Annotated in this window: 13 protein-coding genes; all 13 read right to left on the bottom strand. The window is 63.7% G+C overall.

The window, feature by feature from the left end; all coding sequences use genetic code 11:
• Window positions 1-13 precede the first annotated feature (13 nt).
• The 13 genes from ACF8GB_RS15560 to mraZ are packed head-to-tail and all read right to left on the bottom strand — an operon-like array spanning window position 14 to window position 14,282.
• The gene (locus tag ACF8GB_RS15560; RefSeq protein WP_058606148.1) at window positions 14-883 is read right to left on the bottom strand and encodes a cell division protein FtsQ/DivIB; all 870 of its coding nucleotides are present in this window, start codon (window positions 881-883) and stop codon (window positions 14-16) included.
• Window positions 884-888: 5 nt separating this feature from the next.
• A complete protein-coding gene (locus ACF8GB_RS15555; protein ID WP_058606147.1) occupies window positions 889-1,845 on the bottom strand; it encodes a D-alanine--D-alanine ligase in 957 nt (318 codons plus the stop codon).
• Complete coding sequence (gene murC / locus ACF8GB_RS15550) at window positions 1,842-3,269, bottom strand: UDP-N-acetylmuramate--L-alanine ligase (RefSeq protein ID WP_181405482.1); 1,428 nt, start codon at window positions 3,267-3,269, stop codon at window positions 1,842-1,844. The genes ACF8GB_RS15555 and murC overlap by 4 nt, the downstream gene beginning before the upstream one ends.
• Before the next feature lie 13 nt (window positions 3,270-3,282).
• Window positions 3,283-4,362, bottom strand: coding sequence for an undecaprenyldiphospho-muramoylpentapeptide beta-N-acetylglucosaminyltransferase (gene murG, locus ACF8GB_RS15545; RefSeq protein WP_326383633.1), 1,080 nt, complete (start codon window positions 4,360-4,362; stop codon window positions 3,283-3,285).
• The gene (gene ftsW / locus ACF8GB_RS15540) at window positions 4,352-5,566 is read right to left on the bottom strand and encodes a putative lipid II flippase FtsW (RefSeq protein ID WP_058637160.1); all 1,215 of its coding nucleotides are present in this window, start codon (window positions 5,564-5,566) and stop codon (window positions 4,352-4,354) included. Before ftsW ends, murG begins: the two co-directional genes overlap by 11 nt.
• On the bottom strand, window positions 5,563-6,909 hold the full coding sequence (gene murD, locus ACF8GB_RS15535; RefSeq protein WP_196185170.1) for a UDP-N-acetylmuramoyl-L-alanine--D-glutamate ligase: 1,347 nt from the start codon (window positions 6,907-6,909) through the stop codon (window positions 5,563-5,565). Before murD ends, ftsW begins: the two co-directional genes overlap by 4 nt.
• A gap of 6 nt (window positions 6,910-6,915) precedes the next feature.
• The gene (gene mraY / locus ACF8GB_RS15530; protein ID WP_015271711.1) at window positions 6,916-7,998 is read right to left on the bottom strand and encodes a phospho-N-acetylmuramoyl-pentapeptide-transferase; all 1,083 of its coding nucleotides are present in this window, start codon (window positions 7,996-7,998) and stop codon (window positions 6,916-6,918) included.
• Window positions 7,998-9,365 carry a UDP-N-acetylmuramoyl-tripeptide--D-alanyl-D-alanine ligase gene (murF, locus tag ACF8GB_RS15525; RefSeq protein ID WP_392527290.1) on the bottom strand — a complete coding sequence of 456 codons (1,368 nt, stop codon included), beginning with the start codon at window positions 9,363-9,365 and terminating at the stop codon, window positions 7,998-8,000. Before murF ends, mraY begins: the two co-directional genes overlap by 1 nt.
• A complete protein-coding gene (locus tag ACF8GB_RS15520) occupies window positions 9,358-10,845 on the bottom strand; it encodes a UDP-N-acetylmuramoyl-L-alanyl-D-glutamate--2,6-diaminopimelate ligase (protein ID WP_058637162.1) in 1,488 nt (495 codons plus the stop codon). Before ACF8GB_RS15520 ends, murF begins: the two co-directional genes overlap by 8 nt.
• On the bottom strand, window positions 10,845-12,593 hold the full coding sequence (locus tag ACF8GB_RS15515) for a penicillin-binding protein 2 (protein WP_167338592.1): 1,749 nt from the start codon (window positions 12,591-12,593) through the stop codon (window positions 10,845-10,847). Before ACF8GB_RS15515 ends, ACF8GB_RS15520 begins: the two co-directional genes overlap by 1 nt.
• Complete coding sequence (gene ftsL, locus ACF8GB_RS15510) at window positions 12,593-12,886, bottom strand: cell division protein FtsL (protein ID WP_023534348.1); 294 nt, start codon at window positions 12,884-12,886, stop codon at window positions 12,593-12,595. The genes ACF8GB_RS15515 and ftsL overlap by 1 nt, the downstream gene beginning before the upstream one ends.
• Window positions 12,883-13,830, bottom strand: coding sequence for a 16S rRNA (cytosine(1402)-N(4))-methyltransferase RsmH (rsmH, locus tag ACF8GB_RS15505; protein ID WP_058604950.1), 948 nt, complete (start codon window positions 13,828-13,830; stop codon window positions 12,883-12,885). Before rsmH ends, ftsL begins: the two co-directional genes overlap by 4 nt.
• A complete protein-coding gene (mraZ, locus tag ACF8GB_RS15500; protein WP_023534344.1) occupies window positions 13,827-14,282 on the bottom strand; it encodes a division/cell wall cluster transcriptional repressor MraZ in 456 nt (151 codons plus the stop codon). Before mraZ ends, rsmH begins: the two co-directional genes overlap by 4 nt.
• Window positions 14,283-14,585 lie beyond the last annotated feature (303 nt).

Raw genomic sequence — 14,585 nt, 5'->3', positions numbered from 1 at the left:
GTCCTGCCTCTCTCTAATTCTTCGCAACGGCGGGTTGGGCCGTCGTCGGTGCAATCGGTTCCCGCCAGCCAACGGCAAGCCCGTTGGCATATCGCAGATCAATGCGGGCGATATTGGCGATCTGCTCTTTAAGCGTCTTGTCGTAAATGGCAATGAAACGGCGCATCTTCTCGACCAGATGGTCGCGCCCCAGCAGCAGCTCGATACCTGGCGCTGCGCTGCTCGCGCCGGTGGTCAGGAACCAGCTGCCTCGTTCGCGCAGCTCCAGGCGCGCGATGGAGAAGCCTAAGGGGCGCAGCATCTGGCTCAATATCTGATACTGCTGCATGACCTGCTGCTGGGCTCGCTGGGGGCCAGCCAATTGTGGCAGGTGCTCGTAGTTGGCCAGTTCGCGCGGCGTGAAGGCCTGGCCCTGGTTGTTGAGCAAGGCGGCATCGCCCCAGCGCGCCACCGGCAGTTGTTCCTCGAGGCGAATCACCACTTCATCCGGCCATACCCGGCGCACTTCTGCATGGGCGATCCAGGGCATCTGCTCAAGCTCCTTGCGCATCGCCGGCAGGTCGACGGTAAAGAAGCTTGCGGCCACATAGGGTGCGATGCGCTGCTGCACCGACTGCTGGCTGATGTAGGTCAGGTCACCCTGCACGTCGATCTTGGTGATCGGCCGGTCGGCATACGGCATGAGCCGTATGGCACCCTCGTAGGCGCCGAAGCCTGCGGCTACCAGCAACACCGGCCACAGCAGGCGCTTGAGGCCGCCCAGGCTTGGACGCGGCAGGCGCGCCGATACGGGCTCGTCGGCCACCAGCCGGCTGGCACCACGCGGCACCGGCTTGCTGCGGCCGGTAACGGGTTGCTGCTGACGTACCATTGCGCCCTGCATGATGATTAACCTCGCGTCGCCACGCTGTCGGCCAGGATCGCCAGCACCAATTGCTGGAAGTCCAAGCCGGCCGCGCGGGCCGCCATGGGCACCAGGCTATGATCAGTCATGCCTGGGGCGGTGTTTACTTCGAGCAGCCAGAACCGGCCCTGCTCGTCCTGCATCACGTCCAGCCGTCCCCAGCCTTCGATGCCAATGGCATCGCAGGCGCGGGCAGTCAGATCGATCAGTTCCTGCTCCTTGGCGCTATCGAGCCCACAGGGAATGCGGTACTGGGTATCGTTGGCGATGTATTTGGCGTCGTAGTCGTAGAACACGTGGGGCGTTCCCAGGGCAATCGGCGGCAGCACCTGCCCGCGCAACACCGCAATGGTGAACTCCGGGCCGTGAATCCACTGTTCCACGAGTACCTGAGAATCGTATTTGGCGGCCTCTTGCCAGGCGGCGACCAGTTCCTGCTCGCTGTTCACCTTGGCCATGCCGATGCTGGAGCCTTCATGGGCAGGTTTGACGATAAGCGGGAAGCCCAGTTCCGTACTGGCACGCAAACAATCGCTTTCGCTGGCCAACACCGCGTGCCGCGGGGTGGGGATACCCAGGCTCTGCCACACCTGCTTGGTGCGCAGCTTGTCCATCGCCAAGGCAGAAGCCAGGATGCCGCTGCCGGTGTAAGGAATGCCCAGGCACTCGAGCAGCCCTTGCATGCTGCCGTCTTCACCACCGCGGCCGTGCAGGATGATGAAGGCACGGTCGATTTTTTCGCTTTGCAGACGCGCAAGCAGGTCATCGCCCACGTCGATGGCGACGACGTCCACGCCAGCTTCGGTGAGCGCGCCAATCACGGCGGCGCCGGACTTGAGCGAGACTTCCCGCTCGGCGCTCTTGCCCCCATAGAGCACGGCGACGCGACCGAACGCCTTGACGTCCAGGGTGCTGGGCAATGTGTCGTAGGCGCTGGTCATTTCGACGTCTCCTGCACGGCGCCGGCAAACAGCGGGCTTTTCATCAATTGCGGAGCCAGGCCGCCGACATCGCCGGCACCTTGGCAGATCAGGATGTCGCCGGCACGCAGCAACGGCTGAACCAGCGGCGCCAGTTCGGCGCCGCGCTCGATGTAGATCGGGTCCAGCTTGCCGCGCTGGCGAATGCTGTGGCACAGCTGGCGGCTATCGGCCCCCGGGATCGGCTCTTCGCCGGCCGGGTAGACTTCCATCAGCAGCAGCACGTTGGCATCACCGAGCACCTGGACGAAGTCGTCGTACAGGTCGCGGGTGCGGCTGTAGCGGTGCGGCTGGTAGACGATCACCAGCCGGCGGCTTGGCCAGCCGCCACGCACGGCCTTGATCACGGCGGCCACTTCAGTGGGGTGATGACCGTAATCGTCCACCAGCATCACGCTGCCGCCCTCCACGGGCAGCTCACCGTACACCTGGAACCGACGGCCCACGCCCTGAAACCCGGAGAGCCCCTGGAGAATGGCTTGGTCGGGAATACCTTCGTCGGTGGCGATGGCGATGGTCGCCAGTGCATTGAGCACATTGTGGTTGCCCGGCATGTTCACCGAAACCTCCAGCGGCTCACAGTCGCGGCGCAAGACGGTGAAATGCGTCTGCATGCCTTGCTGACGAACATTGATGGCGCGGATATCGGCTTCTTCGCTGAAGCCGTAGGTGACCGTCGGGCGCTTGACCTGAGGCAGAATCTCGCGCACCACCGGGTCATCCAGGCACATCACGGCCAGGCCATAGAACGGCAGGTTGTGCAGGAACTCGACGAAGGTCTTCTTCAGTTTGTTGAAGTCCCCTTCGTAGGTGGCCATGTGGTCGGCGTCGATGTTGGTGACCACGGCGACCATCGGTTGCAGGTGCAGGAAGCTGGCGTCGCTTTCATCGGCTTCGGCAATCAGGTAACGGCTGGTGCCTAGCTGGGCGTTGGTGCCCGCTGCAGTCAAGCGACCACCGATGACGAACGTGGGGTCCAGCCCACCGGCGGCGAATACCGAGGCCAGCAGGCTGGTGGTGGTGGTCTTGCCGTGGGTACCGGCCACGGCCACGCCATGGCGGTAGCGCATGAGTTCGGCCAGCATCTCTGCCCGTGGCACCACGGGAATGCGACGTTCCAGGGCAGTGGCCACTTCAGGGTTGGCCGGGTTGATGGCGCTGGACACCACCAGCACGTCAGCGGTCGCAGCGTTCTCTGCACGATGGCCAACGAAGATCTGCGCGCCGAACGACTCCAGGCGCTCGGTCACAGGCGAGGCCTTGAGGTCCGAACCGGATACCTCGTAGCCCAGGTTCAGCAATACCTCGGCGATACCGCACATGCCGACACCGCCGATACCCACGAAATGGATACGACGAATACGGCCCATCTTGGGCTGGGGCATGGCTTTCTGGCTCTCAACCACGGGCCACCTCCAGGCAGATATCGACGACGGTGCTGGTTGCAGCAGGTTTGGCCAGGCGCCTTGCGGTACCGGCCATGACAGTCAGTTTCTCGGGTTGCATCAGCACCTCGTTCAGGCGTTCAGCGAGCTGCGCTGCGCCAGTTGTCGCTTGTGGCATCAGGAAGGCAGCGCCTTCGCGGGCCAGATAATGGGCGTTATGGGTCTGGTGGTCGTCGATCGCATGGGGCAAGGGCACCAGCATCGAGGGCAGGCCCGCTGCCGCCAGCTCGCTGACGGTCAGGGCCCCGGCACGGCACACCACCAGGTCGGCCCAGCCATAGGCTTGGGCCATGTCCTTGATGAAGGGCTCGACCTGCGCCTGGACACCGGCTTGGCGGTATCGCTCGGCGGTGATCGACGCATGTTGCTTGCCAGCCTGGTGGAACACCTGGGGCCGTACGGCTTCGGGCACTTCGGCCAGCGCTTTAGGCAACAATGTGTTCAAGGGTTCCGCGCCCAGGCTACCGCCGAGCACCAGCAGGTGCGGTTGACGCTGGCCAAGCGCAGGACGCCCGGCATCCATGAACAGTTCTGCACGCACCGGATTGCCTGTGGTGCGGCGCTTTTCACTGGCCGGGAAGGTGTCGGGGAAGGCTTCACATACCCGTGCGGCCAGGGGTACCAGCAAGCGGTTGGCGGTGCCGGCGCGGGCATTTTGCTCATGAATGATCAGCGGTACCCCGCAAAGGCGCGCCGCCACGCCGCCGGGACCTGTGACATACCCGCCGAAGCCCAGCACACAGGCAGGCTTGAGCGTGCGGATGATGCGCCGGGCCTGCAGCACGGCCTTGACCAGGGTCAAAGGGGCCTTGAGCAGCGATAGCTTGCCCTTGCCACGCAGGCCGCTGACTTGAATCCGATGCAGGGTAAGGCCGGCCTGGGGCACCAGTTCATTCTCGATCCCTCGCGGGGTGCCCAGCCAGTGCACGGTGTAGCCACGCGCCTGGAACTCGCGCGCGCAAGCCAGCGCTGGGAACACGTGACCGCCGGTTCCGCCGGCCATGATCAACACGTTCTTGTTTTCAGCGGCCATGGGCAGGCTCCTCGGCAAAGTCGCTCTCGCTGAATTCATGTTCTTCGCTGCCCAGATGGGTACGGCTTTCCCATTCGATACGCAGCAGCAGCCCCACGCACGCGCAGCAGATGACCAGCGAGCTGCCGCCATAGCTGAGGAACGGCAGGGTCAGGCCCTTGGTCGGCAGCAGGCCGACGTTCACGCCAATGTTGATCAGGAACTGACCAATCCACAGGAAGGCCAGGCCAAAGGCCATGTACGCGGCGAAGAACTGTTTGGCTTTCTCGGCCCACAGCCCGATGTAAAGCGCGCGAATGGTGACGAAGACGAATAGTGCGATGGTGACCAGCGAGCCAACCACACCCAGCTCTTCGGCCAGCACCGAGAACACGAAGTCGGTGTGCGCTTCAGGCAGGTAGAACTGCTTCTGCACGCTGTTGCCCAGGCCCACGCCCAGCCACTCGCCCCGCCCGAATGCGATCAGGGCCTGGGTCAACTGGTAGCCGGAGCCAAACTGATCGGACCAGGGGTCGGTGAAGGTGATCAGTCGCGCCATTCGATAGGGCTGCGCCTGCACCAGCACAAACACCGCCACGACCGCCAGCACCACCATCAGGCTGAAGCGGAACAGCCCCACCCCACCCAGGAACAGCATGGCAGCCGCGGCCCCCATCATCACCACGGTGGCGCCAAAGTCAGGCTCCATCAGCAGCAAACCGGCCATGGGCAGCAACACGATGAACGGCTTGAAAAAGCCCATCCAGCTCTCACGTACCTCGGTCTGCCGGCGTACCAGGTAGCCGGCAAGGTAGATGACCACGAATACCTTGGCGATTTCCGAAGGCTGGACGTTGAAGAAGCTGAAGCCGATCCAGCGCATCGAACCGTTGACCTCGCGCCCGATGCCGGGCACCAGCACCATGACCAGCAGGCCAAAGGCACCGAGCAGCATCATGAACCCCATGCGCTGCCAGGTGGCGATCGGCACCATCATGGTCGCGCCACAGGCAACCAGCCCGAGGAAGACGTAAACCAGGTGCCGGTACATGTGGTAAAGCGGGTTGCCGGACTGGACGGCGGCCACCTCCGAGGAGGCAGAGGTGATCATTACCAGGCCCAGGCCCAGCAGCGCCAGGCAACCGGCCAGCAGAGGGAAGTCCAGGTCGATGCCACGGCCGCTGATCAGCGGCGACGGGTAAGGCTTGAGGATGCCGAAGATCATGCCAGTGCTCCCGCTGCCTGGGCAAACAGGCGCCCGCGTTCTTCGAAGTTCTTGAACATGTCGAGGCTGGCGCAGGCTGGCGACAGCAGCACGGCATCACCGGGCTGTGCCAATTCGGCGCAGCGCTGCACAGCGTCGTCCAGGGAGGCTACCCGCACCAGCGGCGCGGCATCGCCGAGGGCCTGGCCCAGGCGTTCAGCATCACGGCCGAGCAACACCACGGCGCGGCAATAGCGCCGGATCGGTTCGCGCAGCGCGGCAAAATCGGCGCCCTTGCCGTCGCCTCCGGCAATCAGCACCAGCTTGCCTGTTGTATCGGCACCCAGGCCTTCGATGGCTGCCAGTGCGGCGCCCACGTTGGTGGCCTTGGAGTCGTCGTACCAGTTCACCCCGTTGCGCTCACGTACCCACTGGCAGCGGTGAGCGAGCCCCGTGAATTCACGCAGCGCCTGCAGCATCGGCTCGAAGGGCAGCCCTGCAGCATGGCCCAGGGCCAGTGCGGCCAGCGCATTGCTTTGGTTATGAGCACCGCGCACCTTGAGTTCGCGCACCGGCATCAGGGCCTGGAACGCGAAGGCAAGGTATTTCTCGCCGTCCACCTCGCGCAGGCCGAAGGCCTTGAAGTCGGGCTCGCCCAGGCCAAAGGTCCAGCAGGGGCGGCCTTCGACCGGCAGGGGACGACTGAGCGCGTCCTGGCGATTGACCACCACCTGCCGTGCACCCCGGAAGATGCGGTGCTTGGCCAGGTGGTAGGCCGGCAGGCCACTGTAGCGGTCCATGTGGTCTTCGCTGATGTTCAGCACCGTGGCGACTTCGGCATTGAGCTGGTCGGTGGTTTCCAGCTGGAAGCTGGACAGCTCCATCACGTACAGCTCGACGTCATCGGCCAACAGGTCGAGGGCCGGGGTGCCGAGGTTGCCGCCAACCGCTACGCGCTTGCCCGCCCTGGCGCCCATTTCGCCGACCAGGGTGGTGACGGTGCTTTTGGCATTCGATCCACTGATGGCGATGATCGGTGCCTTGGCGTTGCGCGCAAACAGCTCGATGTCGCCGGACAGCTTGACCCCGCGGGCAGCGGCTTGTTGCAGCGCCGGCGTAGCCAAGGCCAAGCCTGGGCTGACGTACAGCTCGCTGGCGCGGCACAGGAAGTCCACGTCAAGCTCGCCACAGCGTACTTCCACCTGCGGGTAGTCTCGGCGCAGGGTTTCCAGTTCCGGCGGTTGCTCGCGGGTATCGGCGACCGCAAAGGCAATGCCCCGGCTCGCCAGGAAGCGAACCAGGGACATGCCGCTCTTGCCGAGGCCGACAACGATGCGGAATTGGTCGGAAGCGATCAGTGACACGCGCATCTACCTCAGTTTCAGGGTGGCAAGGCCAATCAGCACCAGGATCACGGTGATGATCCAGAAACGGACGATCACGCGTGGCTCTGGCCAGCCCTTGAGTTCAAAGTGGTGGTGAATCGGCGCCATGCGGAACACGCGCTTGCCGGTCAGCTTGAAGGAAGCGACCTGGATGACCACGGACAGGGTTTCCATCACGAATACACCGCCCATGATGAACAGCACGATCTCCTGGCGTACGATCACGGCGATGGTGCCCAGCGCCGCGCCCAGCGCCAGTGCGCCCACGTCGCCCATGAACACTTGTGCCGGGTAGGTGTTGAACCACAGAAAGCCCAGGCCGGCACCGATCAGTGCGCCGCAGAACACGATCAGCTCACCAGAGCCGGGTACGTACGGGATCAACAGGTACTCGGCGAATTTCACGTTGCCTGACAGGTAGCAGAAGATGCCCAGCGCCCCGCCGACCATCACGGTCGGCATGATGGCAAGGCCATCCAGGCCATCGGTCAGGTTCACGGCGTTGCTGGAGCCGACGATGACGAAATAGGTCAGCACCACGAAACCGATGCCCAGGGGGATGGTAACGTCCTTGATGAACGGCAGTATCAGGGTGGTCTCGACACTGGTCGGGGCCGTCTTGTAGAGGAACACGGCCGCAGCCAGGCCGAACACCGACTGCCAGAAGTACTTCCAGCGACTTGGCAGGCCGCGGGAGTTCTTCTCGATGACCTTGCGGTAGTCGTCGACCCAGCCGATGGCACCGAAGGCCAGGGTAACGATCAGCACCACCCAGACATAACGGTTGGTCAGGTCAGCCCACAGCAAGGTACTGACGGCAATGGCAGACAGGATCAATGCCCCGCCCATGGTCGGCGTACCGGACTTGGACAGGTGCGACTGCGGCCCGTCATTGCGAACGGCCTGGCCGATCTGGCGAATTTGCAGGGTACGGATCATCCACGGCCCCAGCCACAGCGCCAGCGACAACGCGGTAAGCACCCCGAGAATCCCGCGCAGGGAGAGGTACTGGAAGACCGCGAAGCCTTTGTGGAACTGTTGCAGATACTCGGCCAACAGCAGCAGCATTAATGTTTCTCCCCGCTGGCACCGCACAGTGCGGCCACGACATTTTCCATCGCAGCGCTGCGCGAGCCCTTGATCAAGATAGTGGTATCGCCGGCATTTTCGGCACTGACTGCTTCGATCAGCGCGGCCTGCGTAGCGTAATGGTGGCCATGGGTACCGAACGCCTCGACGGCGTGCGCCATGTTGGCACCCACCGCATACAAGGCGTCGACCTTGCCGCGGGCGTAGTCACCCACCTGACGGTGACCTTCCTGCGCCCACTGACCCAGCTCGCCGATTTCTCCAAGCACCAGGACGGTGCGTCCGGAAAAGCCGGCGAGTATATCAATGGCGGCACACATGGAGGTGGGATTTGCGTTGTAACTGTCGTCGATCACGCGAGCGCCGCTCGGGGTGACCTGCGCCACGGTGCGGCCCTTGACCGGCTGGACCGCAGCCAGGCCGGCAGCAATGCCCTGCAGGCTGATGCCCACGGCATGGGCGGCGGCGGCGGCGGCCAAGGCGTTGCTGACGTTGTGCACGCCCAGGACGTTGAGTTGCACCTGCGCCTGCCCGCCGGCCCCGTGCAGGGTGAAGGACGGGCAGCCGCGGGGGTCACGGCCAATGTCACTGGCATGGAAGTCGGCACAGGTATCGTCGAGCGCAAAGCTCACGACCCGGTGATCGCCGGCACGCGTTCGCCAAGTGTCGAAGGCCTTGTCGGCCAGGTTGAGAATAGCGGTACCGCCCTCACCCAGTCCTTCGAGGATTTCGCCCTTGGCCTCGACGATTTTCTCCGGGCCGCCGAATTCACCCACGTGCGCGGTGCCGGCATTGTTGATGATGACCACTTGGGGCTGAGTCAAACCCACGGTGTAGCGAATTTCGCCGATGCGCGAGGCGCCCAGCTCGATGACGGCGGCGCTGTGCTCGGGGGCGATTTCCAACAAGGTCAGCGGCGCGCCCAGGTCATTGTTCAGGTTGCCGCGTGTGGCATGCACCAGGCCGCGCGTGCGCAGGACACTGGCGAGCATTTCCTTGACCGTGGTCTTGCCGCTGGACCCGGTAATGGCCACCACGGGCTTGTCAAAGGCCGCCCGGTTGAGTGCACCGAGCTGGCCAAGGGCCAGGCGACAATCAGCGACCACCAATTGCGGCAGGTCGACGCCCTGCACTTGGCGTTCGACCAGCGCCGCCACGGCGCCCTTGGCCTTGACGTCCGTCAGGTAGTCATGACCGTCAAAGCGCGGGCCGGCCAGGGCAACGAAGAGTTGCCCCGGCGCGACGCTGCGGCTGTCGATGCTGACGCCATCGAAGCGGGCATCGGCGCCGGTCAGGCGACCCTTCAAGGTGGCGCTCACCTGGCTAAGCGTCATCGCCTCAAGCATTGGGGGCCTCCCAGGCTGCGAGTGCCTTTTCGGCCTCGGTCAAATCGGAAAACGCATGGCGCTGCGCGTTGATCTCCTGATAGTCCTCGTGTCCCTTGCCGGCCAGCACGATGACGTCGTCGGCAGCGGCACCGGCGATCAGCTGGGCGATGGCCTCACCGCGACCGGCCACGAACGCCACCTCGGCCGGCGCCGTAAAGCCGGGCCGAATATCGTCGAAGATGCGCATTGGGTCTTCGGTACGCGGGTTGTCGTCGGTCACCAGCACCCGGTCGGCCAGACGTTCGGCCACTTCTGCCATCAGCGGGCGCTTGCCCCGGTCACGGTCGCCGCCACAGCCGAACAGGCACAGCAGTTGGCCGTGGGCATGGGGGCGTAGGGCCTGGAGCACTTTTTCCAGGGCATCGGGCGTGTGCGCGTAGTCGACCACCACCAGGGGCTTGTCGCCGCCGCCCAGGCGTTGCATGCGGCCAACAGGGCCGTGCAACTGCGGCATGACCTTGAGGATCTCGTCCAGGGCGTAGTCCAACGCCAGCAGGGTCGCCACGGCCGCCAATACGTTGCTCAGGTTGAAGCGACCCAGCAGCTGCGTGCGCAACGTGCGCTCGCCCTGGGCGGTGACGAGGGTGGCGCAGACGCCATCGTCGTCGAACTTGGCCTTGGGGCAGTACAGCGAGGCGTCCGAGTGCTCCAGGCTGTAGGTGATCAACCGGGTATCGATGCGCTCGGCCATCGGCTTGTGAGCGTAGGCGTCAGCCAGGCGGCGACCGAAGTCGTCGTCCAGATTGACCACTTGGCAACGCAGGCTTGGCCAGGCAAACAGCTTGGCCTTGGCCGCTTCGTAGGCCTGCATGCTGCCGTGGTAGTCGAGGTGGTCACGGGACAGGTTGGTCATCACCGCGATGTCGAACGCCAAGGCCGCTACACGCCCCTGCTCCAGGGCATGGGAGGACACTTCCATGGCAACGGCCTTGGCGCCTTGTTTTTTCAAGTCGTACAGGGTCGACTGCACGGCGATCGGGTCAGGCGTGGTCAGTCGACCGCTTTTCAGCTCGCCGTAGAAACCCGTCCCCAGGGTACCCACCAGGCCGCAACGCTGGCCCAACAGGTCGAGCGCCTGTGCCACCAGTTGGGTGACGCTGGTCTTGCCGTTGGTGCCGGTCACGCCTACCAGGTTCAACTGGCGGCTGGGCTCGCCATAGAAGCGCCCGGCGATGTCCGACAGCTGGGCGATCAGGCCCTTGACTGGAATCAGCGGTACATCGGTCAGCGGCAGCACCGTGGCGCCCTGTTCCTCGTAAGCCACGGCGGCAGCGCCACGGGCCAGCGCGTCGGCGATATGCTCGCGGCCATCAACCTTGGCCCCAGGCACTGCCAGGAACAGGTCGCCTGGGCGCACGTTGCGGCTATCGAGGGTCAGTTCACGAATCAGCGGGTCGCGGCTGGCATGGGCGAAGAGCTTGCTCAATGGCATTGTCATTATCCACGCCCTCCGTTGGCGGCTGCTGCATTGACTTGCGATTGGCTTGCCGGCGCTGCCGGCGCAGGTGGCGGCAGGTTGTCTGGCGGCACGTTCATCAACCGAAGGGTGCCGGACATGACCTTGCTGAACACAGGTGCCGATACCAGACCGCCGAAGTAGCCGCCTTTGCCGGGTTCGTCGATTACCACGACGATCGCATAGCGCGGGTCGCTCATCGGGCCGAAGCCTGCGAACAGCGAGCGATAGGCATTTTCGGTGTAGCCCTTGGAACCCACCGTGGCTTTACGCGCGGTACCGGACTTGCCGGCCACGTGGTAGAACGGCACCTGGGCACGGAACACGCCGCGCGGCGCCTCGATCACTTGCTGGAGCATGCCCTGCACGGTTTCTGCGGTTTCCTTGGGAATCGCCTGGACGGCTTCGGGCGCCTTGTCCACCTTGAGGATCGACAGCGGCACCATCTTGCCGTCGTTGGCCAAGGCTGCATAAGCGTGCACCAGCTGCAGGGCGGTGACCGAAACGCCGTAGCCGTACGACAGCGTGGCTGTTTCGGCCTTGCGCCACTCCCGGTGGTTGGGCAGGTTGCCGACGCGCTCGCCCGGGAAACCCAGGCCGGTGTACTGGCCCAGCCCGACCTGGGACATGACACGGTAGATGGCTTCGCCGCCGATATCGAAGGCGATCTTGCTCATGCCCACGTTACTGGAGTTGATCAGAATGCCGGTCAGGTCGAGGATCGGACCCTCGCTTCGGGACACGTCCTTGATGGTATAGCGACCGATCTGCAGACTGCCCGGGTAAACCTCGACCTTGTCGGTAGGCTTCCAGCGGCCGCTTTCCAGTGCGGCACTCATCGAGATCGGCTTGACCGTGGAGCCAGGCTCGAACACGTCGATGATGGCCCGGTTGCGCATGGCCGCCGGGAACATGCTGCGGCGGTTGTTGGGGTTGTAGGTAGGCTGGTTGACCATCGCCAAAACCTCACCGGTCTTGACGTCCATGATCACCAGGCTGCCGGCCTTGGCGTCCTGCTCGGCGATGGCGTTGCGCAGTTCGCGGGTAGCCAGGTATTGAAGGCGCAGGTCAATCGACAACGCCAAGGTCTTCCCTGCCTTGGCGTTCTTGGTGACCTGGATGTCCTTGATCAGGCGGCCGCGCCGGTCCTTGATCACCTGCCGCTTGCCCGGTACACCGGCCAGCCACTCGTCATAGGCCAGCTCGACGCCTTCGCGACCGTGATCGTCCAGGTCGGTAAAGCCGACCATGTGGGCGGTCACGTCGCCGGCAGGGTAGAAGCGGCGGAACTCTTCCAGCCCATAGACGCCTGGTACCTTCAGGTCCAGCACATGCTGCCCCTGCTCCGGGGTCAGGCCGCGGACCAGGTAGATGAATTCCTTGTTGGCTTGCTGGGTCAGGCGCTCGGTGAGCTGCTGGGGATTTTGCCCCAGAGCGGTTGCCAACTGCGGCCAGCGGTCGCGCGAAGCCTGCATTTCCTTGGGGTTGGCCCACAGCGTGGTGACCGGCGTGCTGACCGCCAGCGGCTCACCGTTGCGGTCAGTGATCAAGCCACGGTGCGCAGGGATGGGAATGTGGCGCAGGCTGCGTGCATCGCCCTGCCCCTTGAGGAAATCGCGGTCGACGACCTGCAGGTCGATGATGCGCCAGCAAATGGCACCGACCATCAGCGCCAACAGGCCGACGACCACACGGAACCGCCAGGGATAGAGTGCGCCTTCGAGCTTCATCATGGCGCCACCATCCGCACTTCGTCAGCGGCTGGCACGCGCATCTTGAGCTGCTCGGTAGCCAGGTTTTCGATGCGACTGGCCGCTGTCCAAGTGCTTTGCTCCAGGATCAACCGGCCCCATTCAGCCTGGGCCTTGTCCCGCTCGTTGAGCTCCCCGTACAGGGTATTGAGCAATTGTCGGTTCCAGTGCGCGCTGTACGACACGGCAATGGCCGAGCCCAGCACGCCGACGAACAGCATGAGCATGAGGAAGCTGCCGCCAGGCAGAGGTTTGGCGAACAACTTGCTCACCGCAATTTCTCCGCAACACGCATCACCGCACTGCGTGAGCGGGGGTTGGCCTTGAGCTCTGCATCGGAGGCGAACTGGGCTTTACCGATCAGCTTGATGGTGGGCTCGAACACCTTGTGCTGCACGGGCAGGTTGCGCGGCAGGTTGTCAGCTTCGCCCTTGGCCAGTTTGCGCATGAACAGCTTGACGATGCGGTCTTCGAGCGAGTGGAAGCTGATCACGGCCAGGCGACCGCCAACCTCCAGTGCGTCGATGGCCGCTTGCAGGCCGGTTTCCAGGTCGCCGAGTTCGTTGTTGACGTGGATACGCAGGCCCTGGAACGCGCGGGTGGCTGGGTTCTTGCCCTTTTCCCATGCAGGGTTGGCCACCTTGAGAACCTCGGCAAGGTCGCCTGTGCGGGTGAACGGCTGCTTTTCACGGCGCTCGACGACTGCACGGGCCATACGGCCGGCGAAGCGCTCCTCGCCATACTCCTTGAATACGCGGGCGATTTCCTCGACCGGCGCGGTGGCAATGAATTCGGCGGCGCTGATGCCCTGGTCGGGGTTCATGCGCATGTCCAGCGGCCCGTCATTAAGGAAGCTGAAGCCACGCTCCGGGTCATCAAGCTGTGGTGAAGACACGCCCAGGTCCATCAGTATCCCGCTCACCTTACCGTGCAGGCCACGCTCGGCCACTTCTGCACCCAGCTCGGCAAAGCTGCGCTGCACAATGACAAAGCGGCCGTCTTCGGCCGCCAGCGCTTGCCCTGTGGCAATCGCTTGTGGGTCTTTGTCAAATCCCAACAGCCGCCCTTCTGGGCCGAGCTTGCTGAGGATCAGCCGACTGTGTCCGCCACGGCCAAAGGTGCCGTCCAGATAGCAACCGTCGGCGCGCAAGGCCAGTGCCTCGACAGCTTCGTCGAGCAGGACGGTAATGTGGTTGAAGCCGCTATCTATGGTCACAGGATCAGGTCACGCAATTCGTCGGGCATGGCGCCCGGTTGTTGGATAGCTGCGAGGTCGGCTGCCGAAACCGTGTTCCAGGCTTCCTCATCCCACAGCTGGAATTTGTTCAGTTGCCCCACCAGCATCGCCTTCTTGTCCAGCCGGGCGTACTCACGCAAGCGGGGCGGCACCAGGAAGCGACCACTGCCATCAAGCTCTAGGTCGACCGCATTACCAATCAGCAAGCGCTGCAGGCGGCGGTTTTCCTCACGAAGCGATGGCAAGGCTCGCAACTTGGCTTCAATTTGCTCCCACTCATCGAGCGGGTAGACGCACAAGCAGGGATCGACAGCGTCGATGGTCACGATCAGCTGGCCGTTGCAACGCGAATCGAGCTCGTCACGGTACCGGCTCGGCATGGCGAGACGGCCCTTGGCATCGAGACTGACGGCATTGGCTCCGCGAAACACGGCTGCGATTCCCCACAATATTAGCTTTTTTGTGTCAGAAAACCCACTTCATCCCACTTCCTGCCACCTGCGCACACTATAGGAATCCGCCCGCAGCACCGTCAAGGCACGTTCGGAAGGAAAAGCCTTACATGACCGAGATTTAGCGCGTTAAAGGAATGTGGAAAGACTATCTGGGGAATAAAAAGACTTGAGAAATCAAATGCGCACAACCCGATGCGGGCCGAACTTAAAGTGATTTATCAAGAGTAAGATTTTTTCGGCATTACAAGATGAGATCTGCTATCGATTCAAGCAGGAGGG

It is taken from the genome of Pseudomonas sp. xss_4 (genome assembly GCF_043104125.1).
GTDB classification, from domain to species: domain Bacteria; phylum Pseudomonadota; class Gammaproteobacteria; order Pseudomonadales; family Pseudomonadaceae; genus Aquipseudomonas; species Aquipseudomonas parafulva_B.
The sequence above is the reverse complement of the archived record's forward strand: the minus strand, read 5'-3'. Positions and strand labels throughout refer to the sequence as shown.

Excerpts from the sequence above, each read along its gene's own strand:
- ACF8GB_RS15560 (WP_058606148.1), bottom strand. The coding sequence starts at position 883 with ATGCAGGGCGCAATGGTACGTCAGCAGCAACCCGTTACCGGCCGCAGC.
- ACF8GB_RS15555 (WP_058606147.1), bottom strand. The coding sequence starts at position 1,845 with ATGACCAGCGCCTACGACACATTGCCCAGCACCCTGGACGTCAAGGCG.
- murC (WP_181405482.1), bottom strand. The coding sequence starts at position 3,269 with ATGCCCCAGCCCAAGATGGGCCGTATTCGTCGTATCCATTTCGTGGGT.
- murG (WP_326383633.1), bottom strand. The coding sequence starts at position 4,362 with ATGGCCGCTGAAAACAAGAACGTGTTGATCATGGCCGGCGGAACCGGC.
- ftsW (WP_058637160.1), bottom strand. The coding sequence starts at position 5,566 with ATGATCTTCGGCATCCTCAAGCCTTACCCGTCGCCGCTGATCAGCGGC.
- mraY (WP_015271711.1), bottom strand. The coding sequence starts at position 7,998 with ATGCTGCTGCTGTTGGCCGAGTATCTGCAACAGTTCCACAAAGGCTTC.
- murF (WP_392527290.1), bottom strand. The coding sequence starts at position 9,365 with ATGCTTGAGGCGATGACGCTTAGCCAGGTGAGCGCCACCTTGAAGGGT.
- ACF8GB_RS15520 (WP_058637162.1), bottom strand. The coding sequence starts at position 10,845 with ATGACAATGCCATTGAGCAAGCTCTTCGCCCATGCCAGCCGCGACCCG.
- ACF8GB_RS15515 (WP_167338592.1), bottom strand. The coding sequence starts at position 12,593 with ATGAAGCTCGAAGGCGCACTCTATCCCTGGCGGTTCCGTGTGGTCGTC.